This window comes from Massilia sp. LXY-6 (genome assembly GCF_051233485.1).
Classification (GTDB): domain Bacteria; phylum Pseudomonadota; class Gammaproteobacteria; order Burkholderiales; family Burkholderiaceae_D; genus Telluria.
Window position 1 is genome coordinate 206,329 of sequence record NZ_JBKFGF010000006.1, and the last position, 21,505, is coordinate 227,833.

Annotated in this window: 16 protein-coding genes; 15 read left to right on the forward strand and 1 reads right to left on the reverse strand. The window is 52.4% G+C overall.

Annotated elements, in window-relative coordinates; translation table 11 throughout:
• The first annotated feature begins 209 nt into the window (after positions 1 to 209).
• The 3 genes from ACI48D_RS03935 to ACI48D_RS03945 all read left to right on the forward strand — a co-directional run bounded on the left by ACI48D_RS03935 (position 210) and on the right by ACI48D_RS03945 (position 3,828).
• Positions 210 to 1,325: an acyltransferase family protein gene (locus tag ACI48D_RS03935; RefSeq protein WP_435569897.1), complete on the forward strand. Its 1,116-nt coding sequence runs from the start codon at positions 210 to 212 to the stop codon at positions 1,323 to 1,325.
• 497 nt (positions 1,326 to 1,822) lie between these two features.
• Positions 1,823 to 2,869 carry a phospholipase A gene (locus tag ACI48D_RS03940; protein WP_435569898.1) on the forward strand — a complete coding sequence of 349 codons (1,047 nt, stop codon included), beginning with the start codon at positions 1,823 to 1,825 and terminating at the stop codon, positions 2,867 to 2,869.
• Positions 2,870 to 2,901: 32 nt separating this feature from the next.
• Entirely contained in the window at positions 2,902 to 3,828 is a 927-nt protein-coding gene (locus ACI48D_RS03945) for a fumarylacetoacetate hydrolase family protein (RefSeq protein WP_435569899.1), read from the forward strand.
• 34 nt (positions 3,829 to 3,862) lie between these two features.
• On the opposite strand, the gene ACI48D_RS03950 is transcribed toward ACI48D_RS03945, so the two are convergent.
• On the reverse strand, positions 3,863 to 5,053 hold the full coding sequence (locus tag ACI48D_RS03950; protein WP_435569900.1) for a hypothetical protein: 1,191 nt from the start codon (positions 5,051 to 5,053) through the stop codon (positions 3,863 to 3,865).
• A 312-nt stretch (positions 5,054 to 5,365) separates the two neighbouring features.
• Between ACI48D_RS03950 and ACI48D_RS03955 the strand changes: the two genes are divergently transcribed.
• The 12 genes from ACI48D_RS03955 to ACI48D_RS04010 all read left to right on the forward strand — a co-directional run bounded on the left by ACI48D_RS03955 (position 5,366) and on the right by ACI48D_RS04010 (position 21,471).
• Positions 5,366 to 7,702 (forward strand): SLBB domain-containing protein, encoded by a 2,337-nt coding sequence (locus ACI48D_RS03955; RefSeq protein WP_435569901.1) that lies wholly within the window; start codon positions 5,366 to 5,368, stop codon positions 7,700 to 7,702.
• Between the two features lie 53 nt (positions 7,703 to 7,755).
• Positions 7,756 to 8,967 (forward strand): GumC family protein, encoded by a 1,212-nt coding sequence (locus ACI48D_RS03960; protein ID WP_435569902.1) that lies wholly within the window; start codon positions 7,756 to 7,758, stop codon positions 8,965 to 8,967.
• Positions 8,964 to 9,335, forward strand: a complete 372-nt coding sequence (locus ACI48D_RS03965) for a capsular biosynthesis protein (protein ID WP_435569903.1) — start codon at positions 8,964 to 8,966, stop codon at positions 9,333 to 9,335. Before ACI48D_RS03960 ends, ACI48D_RS03965 begins: the two co-directional genes overlap by 4 nt.
• Complete coding sequence (locus ACI48D_RS03970) at positions 9,332 to 10,897, forward strand: phosphotransferase (RefSeq protein ID WP_435569904.1); 1,566 nt, start codon at positions 9,332 to 9,334, stop codon at positions 10,895 to 10,897. The genes ACI48D_RS03965 and ACI48D_RS03970 overlap by 4 nt, the downstream gene beginning before the upstream one ends.
• Before the next feature lie 15 nt (positions 10,898 to 10,912).
• Positions 10,913 to 11,629, forward strand: a complete 717-nt coding sequence (locus ACI48D_RS03975; protein ID WP_435569905.1) for a capsular biosynthesis protein — start codon at positions 10,913 to 10,915, stop codon at positions 11,627 to 11,629.
• A 138-nt stretch (positions 11,630 to 11,767) separates the two neighbouring features.
• On the forward strand, positions 11,768 to 12,721 hold the full coding sequence (locus ACI48D_RS03980; RefSeq protein WP_435569906.1) for a hypothetical protein: 954 nt from the start codon (positions 11,768 to 11,770) through the stop codon (positions 12,719 to 12,721).
• On the forward strand, positions 12,721 to 13,956 hold the full coding sequence (locus ACI48D_RS03985) for a hypothetical protein (protein WP_435569907.1): 1,236 nt from the start codon (positions 12,721 to 12,723) through the stop codon (positions 13,954 to 13,956). Before ACI48D_RS03980 ends, ACI48D_RS03985 begins: the two co-directional genes overlap by 1 nt.
• A 24-nt stretch (positions 13,957 to 13,980) precedes the next feature.
• Positions 13,981 to 15,225 carry a hypothetical protein gene (locus ACI48D_RS03990; protein ID WP_435569908.1) on the forward strand — a complete coding sequence of 415 codons (1,245 nt, stop codon included), beginning with the start codon at positions 13,981 to 13,983 and terminating at the stop codon, positions 15,223 to 15,225.
• A gap of 119 nt (positions 15,226 to 15,344) precedes the next feature.
• Entirely contained in the window at positions 15,345 to 16,190 is an 846-nt protein-coding gene (locus ACI48D_RS03995) for a hypothetical protein (protein WP_435569909.1), read from the forward strand.
• Positions 16,175 to 17,347: a glycosyltransferase family 4 protein gene (locus ACI48D_RS04000; RefSeq protein WP_435569910.1), complete on the forward strand. Its 1,173-nt coding sequence runs from the start codon at positions 16,175 to 16,177 to the stop codon at positions 17,345 to 17,347. The genes ACI48D_RS03995 and ACI48D_RS04000 overlap by 16 nt, the downstream gene beginning before the upstream one ends.
• 25 nt (positions 17,348 to 17,372) lie before the next feature.
• Positions 17,373 to 18,584 (forward strand): glycosyltransferase family 4 protein, encoded by a 1,212-nt coding sequence (locus tag ACI48D_RS04005; protein WP_435569911.1) that lies wholly within the window; start codon positions 17,373 to 17,375, stop codon positions 18,582 to 18,584.
• Between the two features lie 40 nt (positions 18,585 to 18,624).
• Complete coding sequence (locus ACI48D_RS04010; RefSeq protein ID WP_435569912.1) at positions 18,625 to 21,471, forward strand: YjbH domain-containing protein; 2,847 nt, start codon at positions 18,625 to 18,627, stop codon at positions 21,469 to 21,471.
• Positions 21,472 to 21,505: the final 34 nt, after the last annotated feature.

A 21,505-nucleotide genomic window follows, 5' to 3' on the forward strand; every position in this document is an offset into this window, starting at 1 on the left:
GGTCAAAGACCGCGCTTACAAACCGCATATTAGCGAAAAACATTTCAGTATTTTCCTGCTTTTTGAGCTGAAATACAACATTTCCATACCGTTACATAGACTCAAAAATTTGGTTGCTGGACGGCAAGCGGGGTCTTTGCTATCTTGACGGGTTGCCTCAAGAGAGTTAACTTCTGTAAGCCTCGACCAAACGGTTTCATCGAAACTCAATGAAAAATCAGTCTACCGGCATCAACTCTGCCGTATTTAAATCACTCGAAACTCTTCGAATTGCTGCCGCCGTGGCGGTGGTTCTGGCGCACAGTGGCGAATTTAACATCCCACTTTTACATCCTTTCCTTGGTGGTTCAGTGTTTCTCGGTTCGCTTGGCGTGGACGTGTTTTTTGTGATCAGCGGCTTCGTAATGGGCATTGCAACCACTAAATCTGGAACTGGTGTTCAGAATGCAATTTCGTTCGTGATCAGCCGTCTCCTAAGGTTGTTTCCGCTTTATGCACTAGTTACTGTTGCTGCTGCTGCCTACTTGGTTGCAAATGGAAAGCCTTTGGAGTTATCGCAGCTATTTCAATCGCTAATTTTTCTGCCGACCTCTGGACCCTCGTTTTTTCTTGATCCACTCGTCGGTATGGGGTGGACTCTAAGATTTGAAATGTATTTTTATCTTTTAGTGTCAGTTGGGATTGCGTTCGATCGCAAGATCTTAGTGCCGATGGTTGGAGTCGGCGCGTCATTCATTGCATGGATCTGGAACGGATTTTACTTTGGTGCACCGCTGGTGCTAGAGTTTATGGTTGGGTTTTTGCTAAGTATTTACAAGGCATCGATAATAGATGAGGTGCGCGTTCGGTTGGGATATGTGCCGTTCTTAGTAGGCATGTTCGCATCTCTTGGGTTGTTGCTCCTTGTGTCGACAGGTCATGACTGGGGTGAAAGCGATCACGCTATGTATAGCCAAATTCCGAGACTATGGATTGTTTATGAATGGGGTGAGATTCCAAGAGTTGTGGCCTGGGGGGGGCCGGCTGCATTGTTAGTATATTTTTGTCTTGGTTTGGAAGAGAACTTTGATTGGAAGCTTTCTTTCCTTGGGAAATACACCTATGCCGTTTATCTACTTCAATTTTTTGTTTTGCCAATAGCGGTGAAGTTAAACAAGTTTAAATGGATGCCTGATATAGTTGCATTTGGAATTGGAGCTATTCTCTTAGCAGTTGGTAGTGTGATATCTCTTCGCTTTATCGAGATGCCGGCACTCAAGCTTCGCAATCGCTTCTCATCACGACGTAGTAGCCTACTTAAATCGTCACCTCGTTCGATAGTGTAAGAGTAGACAACGTAAGCGATTAATTTCAGGTGGCAACTTAATCTACTTGAACTTGCGCAACGTAATCGCCTTGTGACGTTTTGGCTGTCATAATTTTGGGCGATTGATAAAAAACCGGTTGTTGCAACTTGGAGTTGGCATCATAGGTGCCGGAGTTGGGCCTACTGGCATTCGTTTAGCATTGCGAGATATGTAACGCCTTTTTAAGAGCCACTGGGTGTCAGCATGCAAGTAAGTATTATCTATCTCAGTACATCGGCACAGCGATATGTTTGCTCATAATTACGTATGGCACTTGCCTCAAATACCCGGTAGGTAAATTTTTCTCCGCCGAAGTCGCCACGCTATTGCGTTTAAGAGCAGTTAAAGAACGGTTGAATAATTTTGCATGTCGCTTTCGTGCGACGCGCGACGAGTTCTTCCGCGATACTCGTCATCTCACTCTTGTCAATAATTTAGAGAGCCAGACAAGAGTCAGCTCAACAAGATGATGACAAATGTCCACGAACCCGTATCGCTTTCTCCCTCTTTTACCTTTCCTCGTTATCGCCCCGGTCCTGGCCCAGCAGGGCGTTCCCGACCTGTCCGGTTGCGCCTGCATTACGGATGCCAGCCTGCGTCTTGCCTGCTATGACCATCTCGTCGGGGTCAACACGACCCCGTCCGCCGGCGCGACGGCCGCATCTTTGGTAGCCCAGGTTGATCATGCAGACCAGACGTCGCATGACCTGTCGCCGGAAAAGACCCGCGGCTTCAGCCTGGCCGACCACTGGGAGCTGGACCAGGAGCACCGGCGCGGCGTATTCAATTTCCGCCCCCACCACGCGACCTACCTGATGGTCACGCGCAGTGCGCACCCGAACAACGAGCCCTACCGGCCGTTTCGCAACCTGGCGGATTTCAACACCGACCTGTCGCACAACGAACTGGTGTACCAGCTGAGTTTCAAGACCAAGGTGGCCGAGGACATCGCGAGCAAGCCGGTCGACCTGTGGTTCGGCTACACCCAGAACAGCTTCTGGCAGGCCGGCAACCGCCAGGCCTCTAGTCCCTTCCGCGAGACCAATTACCAGCCCGAACTGATGGCGGTGACGCCGCTGAATTTTAACGTGCTGGGCATGCATGCGAGCTTCCTCAACCTGGGCCTGGTCCACCAGTCGAACGGCCAGGCATCGACGCTGTCGCGCAGCTGGAACCGGGTCTATGCCCAGGTCGGCCTCGAGCGCGCCGGTTTCACGGTCCTCGGGCGGGTGTGGAAACGCATCAACGAAGCGGCCAGCGACGACGACAATCCGGACATCGTCGACTACATGGGCCGCGGCGACCTGGCGGTCACCTACCGCAGCAGCAACGGGCACGACTACTCGGCCCTGCTGCGCCGGAACTTCTCGACCAATCGCGGCGCGGTCCAGCTCAGCTGGGCATTCCCGCTGGCCGGCCATTTCAAGGGCTATACGCAGTATTTCTCCGGGTACGGGCAGAGCCTGATCGACTACAACTACTACCAGAATGTAGTTGGCCTGGGGCTCCTCGGCACCTTCTAATACAATGTCGGCCAAACACACTTTGCGCCGACATGAAACTTGCCACCCTCAACGACGGATCGCGCGACGGCCAGCTGGCCGTCGTCTCGCGTGACCTGAAAACCGCCCACATCGCCGACGGCATCGCCCCCACGCTGCAAGCCGCGCTGGACGACTGGACCTTCATCGCGCCCCAGTTGGCGGACCTCTACGACCAGCTCAATGCCGGCCGCGCCCGCCGTCCCTTCGACTTCGACCCGGCGCGCTGCATGGCACCGCTGCCGCGCGCCTACCAATGGGTAGCCGGCTCGGCCTACGCCGGCCACGCCGACGCCGGGAGCGACGATGAGCCATCGATGGTCCAGGGCGGCAGCGACGGCTTCCTCGGCCCGATGGACGATATCGTGCTTGCGCATGAAGAGTGGGGCATCGACTTCGAAGCCGAAGTCGCCGTGGTCACGGGCGACGTGAAGACGGGCGCCACGCCGGACGACGCGATCGCGCAGATCCGACTGCTCATGCTGGCCAACGGCGTCGCGCTGCGCAAGCTGCAGGGACTGCAGTCCAGGCCGGCGGCCGGCTTTTCGCCGGTGGCGGTGACCCCTAGCGAGCTGGGCGACAGCTGGCGCGGCGGCAAAGTCCACCTGCCGCTGCGCTCGACCTGGAACGGCCGCCTGGTCGGCCAGCCGGATGCGGGCGTCGGCATGGTCTTCAACTTTCCGCAACTGCTCGCCCACCTTTGCAAGACCCGCAACATGCGCGCCGGCAGCATCGTCGGCTCGGGCGTGGTGTCGAACAAGGACGCATCGAAGGGGTACTCGTGCATCGCCGCGCAGCGCAGCCTGGAGACGACCGAGTTCGGGCAGCCGGTCACGCAGTTCATGCGCTTCGGCGACACGATCCGCATCGAGATGCTGGATGAGAAGGGCAAGTCGATCTTCGGGGCGATCGAGCAGAAGGTGGTGTGGCTCGAACCTTAACTACCATCGTTCCCGCGCAGGCGGGAACCCAAGCTTACTTACCGGAGCCGAAGAAGTCCGCGCTCACGTTATCCCCTCTCAAATCCACCTCCACCGGCCGCGAAATCCTGCGCACCGCATCCGCCATCCGCAGCGTGCCATCCGGCTCATGTAGCCGGTACCAGAGGAAAGCCACCCCCGACAGGCGCAGCTTCTGACCCGTGAACAAGGCATCCTTCACGATCGTCATCCCTTCCAGGCACAGGTCGACATCCAGCACCAGCATCCCCTCGGTGCGTGCCGCATACCCGAGGTAGCGCGCCGCGTTGAACAGCGGGCTGCGGTCGCCCGTTTCCCCGGCCTTGAGCGAGTCGATGAAGGCGTCGACGGTCTTGAGCAGCGCGCCGGCGCCCGACGCCACGGCTGCCAGGGTGCGCTTTTCCTCGCCCTTGGCCGCATCCGCCAGCCTGTCGAGGGTTGCGGTCCGTTGCGCCAGCTCGCCACGCTGCGCCGCCAGCGCCCGCACGCGGGAGAGCAGGGCAGCGTACTGCTTGCCGTCCAGCTCGCCCAGATAGCCGGACCCGAGCGCCGCAACCTTGTCCGGGCACCGATGCGAAAGAAGCGTCGCGAACAGGCTCCTGGCCCCGTCGCCATACGCGATGCCTTGCGCCGACACATCGGTCTTGAACAGCGCGGACAGGTCGGCGCCAGCCTTCAGCGTCGCCGGCACCGCCGTGAGCAGGGCAAGCCCGATGGCGGCGGCGCTGCCCTGCGGCGTGTGCGCTTCGATCACCTGCTGCAGTTCCCTGTTCTGCTTGTTAAGGTCGTCCTTCAGGCGCTCGATGGCGTCAAACACCTGCCGCGCGGCCAGGATGCCCTGGGTTGTCGCCGGCTCATGGATGGCGGTCTTGCGGTCGGCAGGGAGGGCGGCGCAGACTTCTTCAGCCAGGTCGCGCGCCAAATCGAAAGCCTTCACCAGGGCGGCGGCGCCGAACTGCCTGGTGTCGATGTTGCCCTGCAGCGGCTTGATGGAGGAGGGCGGCAGCCGGGCCAGGAGTTCGGCGCGTTCGGCTTGGGCGATGGCGGCGCGGGCTTCGGCTTCGCGTTGGGCGGACAGGAGGTCCGGGCTGCCTACTGCACCGTATGCAGGGTAAGAAGTTGTTGCAAGTGCTAGGCAAACGAAAAAACCTCCAACTTGGAAAAGTCTGTTCAGTTGAAATATTTTTCTATCAATTTGTCTGCGCATATTAGATTAATTTTAACTTCGTTAGTTTTATGTTAATCGGCGTGTGGGTATAGATCGATCTTAAATCTCACTAAAAACCACAGCAGTGTTACTTCGCCAAGATCAATTTACACATAGATAAACACAGACGTTTTGCGCGCTTGCTAATCCCCCATCAACGCGTACGCGAATTGTGGCGAATATGCCGAATTCCTCATCTTTACCGACAAAAAGCATAGAAACCCAGACAACAAAAGGTTTCCCAACCATGTTGCTGTCGGGTAAAATAGCGCGCTGTTCCAGACGTGCCCACGCTCATCCCTCCCGAGACCAATGTTCAAGTTCACCAAAAGTTTTTCAGTTGTCGCGCTGGCCGTGACCGCTATTGCCGCTTCCGCTCAAGAGACAAGTAACAAAGCTGACATGTTCGGCCAGGAGTCGCCTAGCGTGGGGGACGCTCTCACTGCGCCCGCACCAGGTGCCGCTCGACGCGTCAGGATCGCCAATGCTTCCAGCCCAGCGGCAGCCGCAGCCCAGGCTGCGGCCGACGCAGGTAATGGTGTGATTGCACCGAAAGCATTGGCAAGACAGGGCGTCGATAAAAGCGCTGAGCTGAGCGAATTTCAGAAATTCGTTTCGAACAACACCGGCAAGGTATTGCCGATTTTCGGCGCTGAATTCTTTGCAAATGCGCCCTCTACATTTGCACCTATCCTTAATTCGCCAGTGCCCAGCGATTATCCGCTCGGCCCAGGCGACGAATTGATGATTCGCGGCTGGGGCACGATCGATATCGATTTCCGCGCTACCATCGACCGTAATGGCACGATCAATATCCCGACCATCGGTTCGGTGGTACTAGCAGGCGTTAAAGCAAGCGATGCGGAAAATGTGATCCGCAATGCCGTAGCGCGCCTCTATAAAGGCGTGACCGTTAGCGTGAATTTTGGCCAGCTGCGCGCGATTACCGTATACGTGGTCGGCCAGGCCAGTCGCCCGGGCACCTATACCGTGTCGAGCCTGTCGACCCTGGTGACGGCGCTGTTCGCGAGCGGTGGTCCAAACGCTAACGGCAGCATGCGTCGCGTGCAGGTGAAACGCGGCGGCAAGGTTGCGGCAGAGCTGGACCTATATTCGTTCATCGGTAAGGGCGACAAGTCGGCCGACATCAAGCTGCTGGACGGCGACACTATCTACATCCCGCCGGCGGGCGGCTATGTCGCGCTGGTCGGCAAGGTCAACAGCCCGGCTATCTACGAACTGAAGAATAGTAGCGACAGCGTTGCCTCTCTGCTCGACGTGGCCGGCGGCCTGCCGGTCGTAGCCGATCCGCGCCGCGCCTTCCTGGAACGCATCGACCCGAGCAAAAGCCATCCGCGTAGCGTGGAAGAGTTCGCGCTGAACGCTGAAGGCCTGCAGCGTCCGCTGAAGAACGGCGACGTGCTTAACGTGATCTCGATAACCCCGGACTTTTCGAATGCCGTGGTCTTGCGCGGTAATGTCGATCAGCCGGTACGTTCACCGTTCAAACAGGGTATGCGCGTTAGCGACCTGATCCCGAGCCGTGAATACCTTATCACCCGCGAATCGACCAAGCGCCAGAACAACGTCGTGGCGGCAGGCGAAAACGAGAAGGATACGACCGAAGACGCGGACAAGATCGCGGCACGCATCGGTGGCTTGATCGCTCCAATTAATTGGGATTACGCCGTTGTCGAGCGCGTCAACCGCTCGGACCTGAGCGTGAGTCTTATTCCGTTCAACCTTGGCGCCGTTTTCGCCAACCCGACCGGCCCGGACAACGTCCAGCTGCAGCCGGGCGATACCGTGACCATCTTCTCGCAAGAAGACGTGGCAGTACCGATGGACAAGCGCCAGGTGTTTGTCCGCGTGGAAGGCGAAGTCAAAGTGCCGGGTGTGTACCAGATGACCGCTGGTGATACGCTGCAGAGCCTGATCGCCAAGGCTGGCGGGCCGACTGGTAACGCCTATCTGTTTGGTACTGGGTTCTATCGCGAAGAAGTAAAGAAGGAGCAGCAGGCGAACCTGCAGCGTGCGGCGGATCGTCTGGAAAGCCAGTTGCGCAGTGAGCAGTCGCACCAGTTGGCCAACCTGCGCGGGATGTCGCCGACAGAAGCTGCGGCGATGACTGCCCAGTTCGAAGCCGAGCGCCGCACTGCGGAAGAGCATGTGGCACGCTTTCGCAAACTGCAGCCGACCGGCCGCATTGCCTTTGGTCTGGACCCGAATGAGCGCTCGTTCGCCCGCTTGCCTCAGGTGACACTGCAGAATGGCGACCGTCTGGTGGTGCCTTCGAAGCCGGCATTCGTGCACGTGTTCGGCGCCGTCAACGTCGAAGCTTCACCGCTTTGGAAACCGAACAGTCGCGTCAAGGACTACTTGAAGCTGGCGGGTACCACTACCGATGCCGATGTCGAAAACGCTTTTGTGCTGCGTGTCGACGGCACCGTGGTGTCGTCGGAATCGCAGGGTTGGTTCTTCGGCAAGCTAGGCGGTGTTGAAGTGATGCCGGGAGACACGATAATCGTTCCTGAGAAGCTGGACAAGCAGACTGCCTGGACCAAGTTCACGCAGGGTGCGCGAGAATGGACGCAGATTCTGGCGAACTTCGGACTGGGTGCCGCAGCCGTCAAAACCCTCCGTGATTGACCAGGGTACGCGGCCTTGGTTTTACCGTGCAGCAGAAACGAGAGATATAAAGCATGAGCAGTATGAATAAACTTCAGATGGCAGAGAGCGAGACGGACGAACGTTTGGATGAGCAAGGAATGACGTTGTTCGATGTCTTTGTTGCTTTGAGCAGGCATAAACGGATGATTATTGTGGTCACATTGTCTGTGGCGATTATTTCTGCAGCCATAAGTTTCGCAATCCCAAAAAGCTACAAGGCAGTCACCAACCTGCTGCCTCCCCAGCAATCGCAATCTAGCGCATCAATGTTGCTATCGCAACTCGGAAGTATGGCTGGGATAGCAGCCGGTGTCGCCGGAATTAAAAACCCGAACGACCTTTATATCGGGATGCTTAAAAGTCGAACGATAGCGGATAAACTAATACAACGGTTCAACCTTAAAACGGCTTACGGTCTTAATTCGCAAGAAGCTGCTCGGAAAAAAATTGCTGAAAACACTAGTATCAATTCTGGCAAGGACGGACTTATTGTCATTGAAGTCGAGGACGAGAATCAGAAACTGGTCGCTCAAATCGCTAACGCCTATGTCGACGAACTATTTCAGTTAACGAAGTCTCTTACCGTTACCGAAGCATCTCAGCGGCGAGCATTCTTTGAGCGCCAACTTGAGCAAGCTAAAAATAACTTAGGTAACGCTGAGATGTCGCTAAAAGGCTCCTTGGACACCGGAGGTGTTATCAGTGTCGATGCCGAAAGCCGCGCAGTATTGGAAACAGCGGCCCGGCTCCGAGCGCAGATTTCGGCAAAAGAAATTCAGCTGAATTCGATGCGTCCTTTCGTTACGCCGAACCATCCTGAGTACATGCGGACAGAGCAGGAGTTGTCGAGTCTTCGAGATGAGCTTGCGAAACTCGAGCGTGGTCGCGGTGCCAATCAAATTGAAATTGAAAATCGAACAAGTACCGGTGGGCTCGGTAATATTAAGTTGCTGCGTGACGTCAAGTATTACCAAATGCTTTATGAATTGTTGGCGAAGCAATATGAGGTTGCTCGACTCGATGAGGCAAAAGAGCCCGCTATCATTCAGGTTCTTGATCCTGCAATAGAGCCTGAACGACCATTTAAGCCGAAGCGATTGGTTCTCGTGTTCATTTCCACGATGTTTGCCCTTCTGATCACCATTGCTGGCGTTTTGTTCGTGGAGGCGAAAAGAAAGTTCTTGGCATCTGCAACTGGTGCAGCCAAGTGGGGTGAACTAAAATCGAACTTGCGATCCAAATGAAACGATTAATAATCGACCTTGATGACACTGTATGTAGAACCGTAGGTGGCGATTATAAAAATGCCACCCCGGTAAGTTCTGTGATCGAACAGATTCGAAATTACAAGCGTGATGGATTTGAGATCGTCATCAATACCAGTCGTAATATGCGAACTTTTGAAGGAAACGTAGGGAAAATTGCTGTCCATACATTGCCCATTGTCATCGACTGGCTCAATCGCCATGAGGTTCCATACGATGAGGTTTATGTAGGGAAGCCATGGTGCGGTTTTGAAGGTTTTTACGTCGATGATCGCGCAATCCGTCCTTCCGAATTTTCAAAATACAGTATTGATGAAATCTACGAATTGCTGAGGCAAGAAAAGTGATTTTGATCGCATCTGCAGCGTACGTTAATGCCGAGTTTCAAATAGAATTTGGCAAGCTACCTCCAGCGCTTTTGCCTATTGGAAACAAGCGTTTGTTCGAATATCAAATCCGGACGCTAAAGAACGTTTTCCCAAAAGAAAAGATCTATCTTTCTTTGCCGGATTCCTATGTTCTCGGCTATAAGGATTCATACTACCTCGAACGCGAAGGGGTGTACGTTTTGCGCAGCGACGAGACGTTATCTCTTGCCGAAGGGATCGCCCAAGCGTTAGATAAATCCGAATGCGACGATCTGCAGCTTCGACTTTTGCATGGCGACACATGGTTGCAAGACCTACCGGATTACAGCGATTGCATCGGTATCGTCGAGACCAACGAGGATTACGTCTGGGAAGTAGAAGAAAAGGATTCATATTCCGAATTTGTCTGGTGTGGATATTTTGCATTTTCGGACTCGTCGACTTTCTTGTCTTTCCTTAAGGCGCCCGAGGCACGATTTTCTCACGCTGTCCGTGAATACGATAATTTGATCGCATTGCAACGCACTGAAGTTCAAGGATGGCATGACTTCGGTCACGTCAATACCTATTTTCAAAGCCGAGCACGCCTAACCACTGAACGAGCCTTTAATGAACTCAGCATAACGGATGGCTGCGTTCGTAAAACAGGAACTCCTCATGAAAAGATAGAGGCGGAGCTTCAGTGGTTTCAGGAATTGCCGACTGAGCTAAAAATATATACTCCGCAACTTATCGACGGGGGGGGCAAGGGCGGTCAGCCATATTATATTCTCGAGTATCTTCCGCTGCCGCCACTGAATGAAGTGTTCGTTCATGGAAAAAACCCTGCATTCTACTGGGATAAAATATTTGGTCTTTGTTCGAATTTTCTTAAGCAGTGCGTCCAAGTCGAGCTAACAAGCGAACAGATTGCAAGAGTGCACGGGGATGCGCTTGCGCTTATTACTGACAAGACGTGGCAACGTCTTGATCGCTTTATAGACCTCACTGATCACCCTGGGTTGGATACTCCATCTATCATTAATGGAGTGGCTGTACCTGGACTAAGGAAAATCTCTAAAGATTGCCAAGAACATCTGCAAAACCAAGGTGTATTCGCTGGAATCATGCATGGAGACTTTTGCCTAAGTAATATCCTTTTCGACTCGCGAAGCGATAGGATTAAAGTCATTGATCCACGAGGTCTCAATGCCGCAAGCGAAAAAACGCAATTCGGTGATCTCCGCTATGATTTGGCTAAGCTCTCTCATTCAATACTTGGACTTTATGATTTTATTATCGCAGGTGCCTTCGAACTCAAATGTGAGATATCCCTAAAACTGTGTAAATTTGACTTGCAGATTCATATAGACGAAAGAACTCGGCAGATACAGGAGGTATTTGAGGCGCGAAGATTTATTGGTGGACTTTCCCCGGTCGATGTTATGCCACTGACGATCTTGTTGTTCCTTTCGATGCTTCCACTACATAACGATGACCAGCGCAGACAACACGCTCTTCTCGCTAATGCTTTGCGTCTTTATGCAACCTTCATGAAATAAATTTACCGGTCTAAGATGATTATTATTCCAATGCTCGGCAGAAGTTCAAGGTTTTTCGATCACGGTTATCAGTTGCCGAAATACCAGCTACCGCTAGCGGGCGAAACCGTATTTGCGCAATCGGTTCGATCTTTCAGTCAACAATTCGGTTCACAGCATTTTGTGTTCCTTGTTCGAAGCGATCATCATGCAAAGCAGTTTGTTGCAACTCAGTTAGCTAACCTTGGACTACGTGATTACCGGATAATTGAGTTTCAGCACGAAACCAAAGGTCAGGCAGACTCAGTCATGCAAGGAACGCTCGACTACTCAGGTTCACAGCCGATCATAATCTTTAACATCGATACAATTCGTTATGAATTTTCTTGGCCGTCGGAAATTGAGTTTGGTGACGGTTTTTTAGAGGTATTCAAAGGATCGGGCGATGGTTGGTCGTTCGTGGAACCCGGCCGCGATGGCTCCGTTGTCCGCACTACTGAGAAAGACCGGATTTCCGATCTGTGCAGTAACGGTTTGTACGGCTTCGCTCGACTTGAAGATTTTCGCGCTGCATACCTCGACTATAACGAGCGTGGCCTTAGTGTCAAAGGCGAACAATATATTGCCCCATTATTTAACACCTTGATCGCGCGCGGTATGGATATAAAATACCGGCTTGTCGAGGCAGAGCTTATTGATCATTGCGGTCTTCCTAATGATTACGAGTATATGAAGGCAAGACTCGGTAACTGAAATACTGGTCATCCGTGAATCAGAGCGGACGATAATGTCGTTCACGAATGATTTTCCAGGGAACTATAGAATAATCTGATTAATTGTATGATTAATATAATCGTCGTCGCCGATTTTCCGTTGGAGAAGACTGGTATCATGTCCAACGTTGTCGGTCTTTTGTCTCCTTTGGACTCTTCATCGTACCGACTCTATTCAGATCAAATGATATCGGTTGGTCAAATAAATGCCGAACCGCTGCCTGCCCAACGTCTCGAAGGTGAGACTGTCATATTTACTCATCTCGAGTACCGGAGTCTGGGACGTTTGGTGTCCGCTATTCCCAATGCGACTGTGCATGTGGGCGACTGGGCAGGAATTTATTGGAACTCAGTTCTGAAATCTGGGAAATGGTTCAAGGGAGTCGCCGCAACACTGCGTTTTCGTTATCGTCTGCTCAAATTGTCGCGAAAAACCAGACTGGTTTTTGTGTCACGTGAAGATACAAATGCTGCGATAGCAAACGGATTTAAAGAGTCGTACCACATACCAATCGGTATTAATCCTCCCTCGGTGCCGCGTCGAAGCTCTATCACTGTCGATCATGTGTGTTTTTCAGGAAATTTTCGTTATGAGCCAAACCGCCTTGCAGCTTTGGCACTCATAAAGCGCCTGAAAAATTTCCCCCGCATTAAGTTGATTTTTGTCGGGTATTATGCCAACGATCTTCGGTCATACGATGAAGCTATAGAACTGCACGATAACGTTCCTTCAGTGGTCGATTTTCTAGCTGCTCGTCGGCCGATTTACATTTCTTTGATCTCTATTGGCGCTGGGGCGAAGAACAAAATACTCGATGCGGCGCTTGCGGGATGTCCAATAATATGCACGCATGAATCGTTGGACGCTTCGGTCTCTGCCCTAGCATCAGTCCAGATGGTGCTTGACGAGAGAGAAGTCGAAGCAAAATATAAAGAGATTACAAGCAATCCTTCGGCATGGAATAACACCACAGAGCAAGTTGCGGATTTACTGGCATCGACACGTTCGTGGTCCGCAATATCGAACCTGATGTTCGGTGATGCCGGCGTTGTCCGTACTCATAGCTACTAATGATCAAATTCGACACCTACAAGATATATTTGATGGGCTTGTTGATGGCGCTAATGTATGGCCTGAGCCCTGCGCTATCCGCATTGATTTTTGATAATGCATTGCCAAGTCTTGAGATGTATTCGTTATATTTCTCGTTGTGTTTCTTGGCATTCTTTCTCGTCTCATTTCCAAGCGTTCGTTTTATCAGGTTTAAATTAGAGGTCTCGAACGCTCGGCTGACTTTTTTTTATGTTGCGGCTGTTGTCCTTTATATTACAGTTCAGATCGCTCAGTACGGAGATTTTACGTCAGCCTTTGTCGTTTCTTATAACGATCGCGTTGGTGATATTCAGGGTCCGATTCGATTTATCTTCTATCCCGTGACAACTCTGTTTACGGCATTGACTTTTGTTTTTGCGACACACTTATATGCTAATAAATTCGCGAGGTCGTGGCTAAAGGTCTTATTGTTATTGATATCAATCTTTCTGATCTCTGCGCTTGGTAGCCGCAACATTCTCCTCTGGTGTCTTTCGGGTGTTTTAGCTTTAGTATTGTCGCGACTGAAGTACCGGTACATCTTTATGATGCCATTCGCATTTTACTTATTTGCCGTGTTATTCGCGTTTATTCGCAATACTGGTCTCTTGTCGGTCTTATTAGGAAAAGACGAGATTGTCGAGGGTCTAAGTTGGATTTATTTCGACCCTATTATTCATGAATTTGGTAGTTCGTATCGAACCTTTGAACTTATTCATTCGAATAGCTCGGCAATCGAGGAGCTCTCCAATGCACCATACGGCCAAGTTTTATCTTTCTTTATTAACCAGTTTCCATCGTTCCTAAAGCCTGTCGACTTCATCAGTTTTACCGAATACATTTCGAAACTATATGCGCCTCCGGGAGAGGGTATCGGTAGTTCACCTATGACCGAGGCATTAACGTCGTATGGCGGGTCTTTGTTTTTAGTACTTGGTCTCGCTGCAATGTTTTTTTGGCCCGCCTATTATCTCAAGAGAGGACGCTGCATTTCGTTTGTGGCGATTGCAATGTCGATGGCGCTATTCTTGAATATATGGAGGATTGGATCGGCTGAAGTATTTAAGATGTACATCTCATTTGTTGTGGTTATTTTTGCCATTCAACCATTAATTGGTCTTCGGTTGACACGTCTCGCGTCGGCCGATTTGGAAGTTTCGCCACGTCCTGCGTCCAAGAACGCCATCGGCGATCTCGAGTTAGGGCGCAGGTAATTGTGAGAATTGCTTGGATGTTCGATGGATAAGATGTCTGTGTACAATTGGCGTTGGTTTTCTGCCATAAGTTTTATCAGTCAATTTCTTCGGGTTCCGCTCCTGCTATCAGTAGCAAATCACGCAGAATCGTTGACTTTATATTTTTTGGTGACTTTGGCTTCCATTCCTTTTCAGTTTTTGGCGTTGGAAGTTCTTCAATATAGAAAGAATAACCAGTCATATGAAACTCACGAGATCGGCATAGTAGCTATCGTCCTGTCGTTTACGATAATCCACATCTTTCTCGTGCACGGGGCCGAGGCATTGTGGTGGTATCTCGTGTTCGGAATTTCGCTGCTGATGTACGGTGCGGGGATAGGGCGGCTTAGGTCGCAATATGGCGCCCACCAAGTGCTTTTTGTCGAGGCAGTCAGCGGTGCGACTGGGACGATAATTATTGCTTTGGCTGCCAAGTTCGTGCCTGAGGTTTTCCTGTCGCGAGCGGTTTTGTTAATCTTGGCGATGGCGAATGCGGTAATTTTTCTGATAGCAAAAAAGCAGGGTATTCAGAATTCTAACGATCCGATAGAAACGTCTGGCGGAAAGCACGGCATTATGCCTTTGACAGGAATTTTGATTAGTACTCAGCTGGAACGACTTGTTATCGGCGCTGTTGCTCCAGCATTTCTAACGGTCATTTCACTTGCCGCAGGATTGGTCCAGGCATGGCGGAAGGTAGGGATGGACGACGCTGTTGTATTTGAATCTCTGTCAGGCACGCCAAACCAAAGGCTTGACGAAGCTATGTTTTTTCAACAAAAACGAGGTTTCGCTGTCTTTCTGCCTGCGGCGTTACTTTCGATAGTTGGATTTTATCTTGCTCCATATGTTCAGCCGCGCTTAGCGAAATTGGGGATTCTGAAATCGCTCCCTATAACGACGTTTCAGGCCGCGCCAATGCTCATGGCATTGTATATGGCGTCCCTTCCTGCAGGGATCGTAATGATTAATATGTTACGTGACGGTCGAGCACGTCCCAATATGGCAGGAAGCGGATTTCTGATTGGCATAATCGTCGTCGAAACGGCCCTGCTGGTGTTTTCAGGCGCGTCCATCTTTTCAGCGGTTTCTCCTTGGATGGTTGTAGGACTGACGGCGTCATTAAATTTGGTCCTGTATCGGTCCTTGATGAAATCTGAGTCCTGGGGACCACGGGCTGCGTATTGGTTTGGTGTCGTTATTTATCTGATGGTCGTGTTATGGACAATTCTCTACTCCAGCTTTTGAACGTAGTTATCGTTACTAATGGTCGAGGTAGCAATATTGATCGTTGTATTCGAGAATGGACTGCGAATGGCCAATTCGTTCTAGGTAGCGACCTTTATCTCTGCGGCCCCAAGGAGATTTTGCTGGATAAGAAAATTCCGGCGTCGGCGATCATTGAATTCAATGACGAGCCCGATCTAGGAAAGAATTTTCGTATCAACGCTAAGAAGCATTCGGCATGCGAGGCTCTGAAGTCTGAATTTGTCTATTTGGTCCATGATAGATTTATTCCTGCAGTTAACTTTCGAAAAACTGTGGAGGCAGCGCTCACCTCTCGCAACGTCGGTTTTGGTGCAGTTGATGTGCTCAATCAAGACGGGACATTGGCCCTAGGAGAACTTCGGTTACAACAGCATTGCGTAAATTCGAACTTCGATGACGCTATCGAGCGAAAAGGCCGGTTAATCGTTGTTGCCAACGATGAGCGCGCCTCCGAGAAAATCGCTATCAACGGAGGGCAATTCTTTATTCGACGTTCCCTTATGAATTACCTGCTCACGCCATTGCGGTGGGGTGAGATGGAAGATGATGTTCTTTCGTTTGATCTACGTAATGAAAAGGGGATTTGGATCGAAGGAGCGCATATGGTTACGCTTGCCCATCGAATTCCGCCCGTCGTGCATTCTAATTTTCGCATTTCGTTACGTTATAGCTTGTATTCCTTCGGATGCGCGGTATGTGCGTTTTTGTTAAAGCCTTTCATGGCAGCTAGGTCGATCACTTCGGTTGGGACCCGTACGGACAAGGAAAGTCTCGACGCTTATATCAGGACCGGATTGGTATTGGTTGACCCTTTGCATAAGACTTTCGCAAGCGATTATCTGATGTCAACTATTGAGAAATTGTCGGTTCGAGCCCGGGTTCGGTCTGCTGGTTACGCCTGGCATCAGATCGATCGCAAGTGGTTCGGATGGGAATTAAAATAAATCGTCATACAATTGAAATGAAAGTTTTGCATATTATAAGTGGATTGGCCGATGGTGGGGCAGAATCAATTCTTTTCCAGCTATGTCGGGCTGATATTGAAAATCGGCATTTGGTTATATCGTTGGGCGGGCGTGGAAAATATTCTGAGTTGCTAGAGCAGGCTGGGATTCCGGTTGAACATCTCAAGATGAGTGGATCTAAGATTACGTTTGCAAACGTCAGAGGTTTATATAAGGCTGTGCGAAATTATAATCCCGATGTCGTGCAGACATGGATGTATCACGCGGACCTCCTTGGGACTTTAGTAGCGCGAGCAGCTACACGTGTGCCGGTATGCTGGGGTGTTCACAACTCTGCTCTTGTTCCTGGTCGTTCAAAGCGGGGGACCATATTTATTTCGAAAATAAATGCCGTCTTGTCACATGTATTTCCTTCCGAAATTATCTATTGCGCGGAACGGGCTAGAGAAGTTCATGAAGAATTGGGGTATAACCGCCAACGCGGCCAGGTAATCTATAACGGCTATGACTTAGATTCTTTTAAACCGGATAGCACTCAAAGGGCCGACATAAGAGATCGGCTTGGTTTTAAACCGAGTGATTTTGTCATCGGAATGGTCGCCAGATTTGATCCGATGAAAGATCATAAGAATTTTTGCGCAGCAGTCCACAGGGTAGTCGAAAGCGGTATTGATGTCAAAATCGTCATGGTAGGAGCGGGAATCACTCACGAAAACCACGAACTTGCGGAGATGTTGACGAGTGGTAACCTCAGCGGTACAGTGTCACTGTTGGGGGCTCGGTCAGATATAAATGTTTTAATGTGTGCATTTGATGTTTGCGTTCTGTCTAGCATCAAAGAAGCATTTCCCAATGTACTTGCTGAAGCAATGGCGTGCGGAACCCCGTGCATCAGCACAAACGTTGGTGATGCCGCGGCAATCGTGGGCGCGACGGGCTGGGTGGTCGCGGCCGGAAATTCATCTGCACTTGGTAATGCAATCATCGAGTCAAAACACGAATCGTCCAACCTGAGCTCTTGGCAAGTACGACAAAGAGCTGCCAGACAGCGAATTGAACAGAAATTCTCGCTTGAAAAAATGGTGGACGCCTATAACATGGCTTGGCGCAAAGCAATTATTGCCACTCCAAATTAATCAATTTAAGATAATTACGCATACCATGGCGATTCCAGATCAGACTAATATTGCGCCAATTCGTTTAATTCACCTCCAACTTTTGCCTCTACTGTCGGGTGTCCAGAAAGTCACACTTGATGAGTTTTCCAAGTTAGATAAGAAGAAGTACGAGCCGGTTCTTGTGTGTAAAGAATCAGGTCCTCTAGTCGAAGCTGTAAAATCCATAGGCGCGAAGTGCGAATACATCCCAAGTCTGGCTCGCGAAATTTCCCTTAAAGCGGATGGCAAAGCCTTTCTGGAGCTGGTGAAATGCTTCAGGCGCCTTCGCCCAGATGTCGTTCACACGCATTCGTCGAAAACCGGAATTTTGGGGCGGTTGGCTGCTCGAGTTGCTGGGGTGCCGAATGTGATCCATACCGTACATGGATTTGCGTTTCCTTTTGCGAAAAGCCGTTTCGTCCGGTGTTTTTATTTCGTGGCGGAGTTTATTGGCGGGCTGTTGAGTAACAAGGTCGTCGTTCTTAATGCCACCGATTATAACTACGCGATAAAAAACCTCAGATTGCCAAAACATAAAGTCCATTTGATTCCTAATGGCGTGAATATCGAAGCTTTTGGTATCAAGCAAGAGGTCCGTGAAGATTTTCGAAAAAATGTTTTGGGTGACGTCGATCAGAATATGATTTGTATTGGCATGGTCGGGCGCCTTTGGGCTCAGAAAAATCCTTTGTGTCTTGTAGAGGCAGCAAAAAAAATATTCGAAAAAACAGATTTCCCGGTAAAATTCTTTTTTGCGGGTGACGGTGAACTCAAGGGCGAAGTTGAGAGCAAAGTTAAGGAGTACAAGCTGAGTGAGAAGGTTGAGGTGCTTGGCTGGCGCTCCGATATACCGGTGCTTCTCTCCAGTATTGATATTTTTGTCTTGCCATCGTTGTGGGAAGGGATGCCACTGGCGATTTTAGAAGCCATGGCGTCAAATCTGCCTGTCGTCGTTTCAGATATACCCGGGAATCATGACTTAGTTGACCATAATAATACTGGTTTGTTGTTTGAGGCTGATAACGCCGAGGATTTGTCGATTCAACTGTTAAAGCTGATCGAAGATATCGGCTTGCGGCAGCGTTTAGCGGTCGCCGCCCGTATGAAGGTATCGAATGCTTATTCGTTATCTCAGCGGATGGCCAAAATCACTGAGCTATATGATTCTGTTGATAGTCTTGATGAGGTTGGCGAGCAGCCAGGACTTTCTTATTAATTGAGTTGCTTTCTGCCGAGGTTCGGCTGGTCGATTGTCAGTGTTAAAATCATCTAGAAGTCCATTCAAGTACTCTTGGTACAGTTGTATTATTTTTGGCGCCGTAAACGCCTTTGCATCGACGCCAACTTTACAAGGGCAGTCCGGCTATATCAATATGCCTAGTGCATGGGTGGAGCGCGACGGGACGTTTTCTACCGGGTATGGATATGACAGACCGTATGGGAGCTTCTGGGTTTCGGCGACGGTGCTTCCTTTTCTCCAGCTCACTGGCCGATACGTGTCTGTTACCGGGATTCCTGGGTTCACTAATGTCGAGGGTGAATACGGCCAAAAGTATGGACGCTATAAAGACAAGGTCATCGACGCTAAACTGAGACTGGTGAATGAATCCAGCTGGGTGCCCGAGGTATCGGTCGGCGCGACCGACCTGCTCGGCACGGAACTGTTCAAGGGACGATACCTCGTTGCCACCAAGACCTTCGGCAGCGCCAGGAACGCCGAAGCCAGCATTGGTTACGGACGCAAGCGCCCGGATGGCGTGTTCGCAGGCATCCGTTGGGCACCGCTCTCGACGCCGGGCTGGGCCATGGTCGCAGAATACGACGCCAACGACTACAAAAAGGATTTCCGTGCAGCCGAAACCGCCGCCGGAGAGCGCAGCAAGGGCGGGTCGGTAGGTCTCGAATACCGCTGGGGCTGGCTAGGAGCTCAGGTCGCCCGCCACCGCGACCATTTCAGTGCCAACGTCTACGTCAGCATCCCGTTCTCGGAACGCGAGTTCATCCCCAAGCTGTACGAGCCGGCCCCGTTCGACGCGAAGAAGGCGCCAGCCGGCGTCTCGGCCGCCGAATGGCAGCAGGACGGCAGCCGCGGCGCTGCGTTGGCCGAAGCCTTGGTCGAGCAGGACTTCAAGAACGTGCGCGTCGAACTCGATAGCAACGTCCTCAAGCTTACGCTGACCAATAACCGCATCTCGAGCATGGGCCGCGCGATCGGCCGCGCCGCGCGCACCGCGCTCGCGTTCGCGCCAGAAGGCACGCGTGCGATCCACATTACTTACACCAAGCTCGAGCAGCCAATTGCGACCTACGAGTTCCAGGATTTGCAGCGCCTCACCGACTACTTGACGGGTCTGAGAAACCGCGATGAATTCCTGCAAACGGTGCTGGTGCGTTATTCGACGCCGACGGACCGCATCGACGACCAGCAAAGCCTGCTCGCCGCCGTGCGCGAAGAGAGCAACGGATTGGCGGTCCAGGTAGGCCAGGACGGTAACATCGTCCAGGTGGTATCGGAAGACCGCGAGGCAAATCGCTTCAAGACGATCCCGAAGATCTCCTTCTTCTTCAACGACCCGAGCGGCGCCCTGCGTTACGAGGTGGCGGCTGCCGCCAACTACGACAGGCGCCTGGGTCAGGGTACCTACCTGAACACCGACTTCAAGCTGGACCTCTTCGAGAACGTCTCTGGCGTAACCCAGAAGTCGAACAGCCTGCTGCCGCACGTACGTACCGACGTCGCCGAGTATAAGCGTGGCGGTCGCTTCAAGCTGAACCGCCTGCTGCTCAACCAGTACCTGACACTCGACGAACGTATCTACGCGCGCGCTTCGGCCGGTTTTTACGAGGAGATGTATCGCGGTTTCGGTGGCCAGGTGCTGTATCTGCCGAAGGACAGCCGCTGGGCGGCCGACCTCAGTGTCGACGCCTTGCAGCAGCGCGGCTACAAAGGCTGGTTCGACAAGCGCGACTACAAGACGGTCACGGCGCTGGGTGCACTGCACTATAAGCTTCCGTACGACATCACCGCGACCGCGAGGGCAGGGCGCTTCCTGGCCCGCGACGAAGGCGTGCGCCTCGAGTTCAAGCGGCGCTTCCAGTCGGGCGTCGAGATCGGCGCCTGGTACGCCAAGACCAACGGCCGGGACATCACGAATCCGGGGACGCCGGCCAATCCGTACAACGACAAGGGCGTCTTCCTGTCGGTCCCGCTGAACATCATGCTGCCGATGGATTCGCAGGCGACGGCCGGCATCGGCCTTTCGCCCTGGACCCGCGACGTCGGCCAGATGGTCGCCAGTCCGGGCGACCTGTACGAGCTGTTCGAGCAGCCGCGTCGCGACCTGACCACCTACGACGGCCTCGGCAACTTTGCCGAGCGCCGCGACGAGCAGAATCACCCAGCGGTGAACCCGCCGCTGCGGCCGATACCAAACATGTGGCCGATCTTCCGCTGGCGTCTCGAACAGTCGTTCTCGAATACGCCGACCCTGCCGCAGTGGGCCAAGGGTACGATACTCGGTGGCGGCGCCATTCTGGGTGGTGCCCTTCTGGACAAGCCAGTCGATCGCTTTATGGAAAAGCATGCGGGCTCGCGCGTCGCGCGCGCTTGGGACAATATGGGCAAGGGCATTCCGGTGCTGCTGGCCGGCGGCGCTGCTGGTGCGGTCGCGTTCGGCGATGCCCGCGCCCAGAACATGGGCATCATCTCGCTGGAATCGATCGCGGGTGCGGCCGCCGTATCGATCGCCACCAAGCGCATCGTCGGGCGCGCGCGGCCGAGCGAAGGTCAGGGGCAGTGGAGCAAGACCTCGGACCGCTCCAACGCGTCCTTCCCGTCGAATCACAGCACGGTCGCGTTCGCGGCAGTAACGCCGTTCGCGCAGGAATACGATGCGCCATGGCTGTACGGCCTTGCCGCCGCCAGTTCGATGGGCCGTGCCGCGGGGCGCCAGCACTGGGTGTCCGATGTCGTTGCCGGCGGTGTACTCGGGTATGCGATGGGCAGCTGGCTGTGGCAGACGCAGCGCAGCAATACCGGCTCGAACTTTGCCGTCGCCCCGGGGCCGAAGTCGGTCAACGTGGCCTGGAGGGGCAGTTACTGACAGCACCGGCCTGGCGCGTACAATACCGGCCATG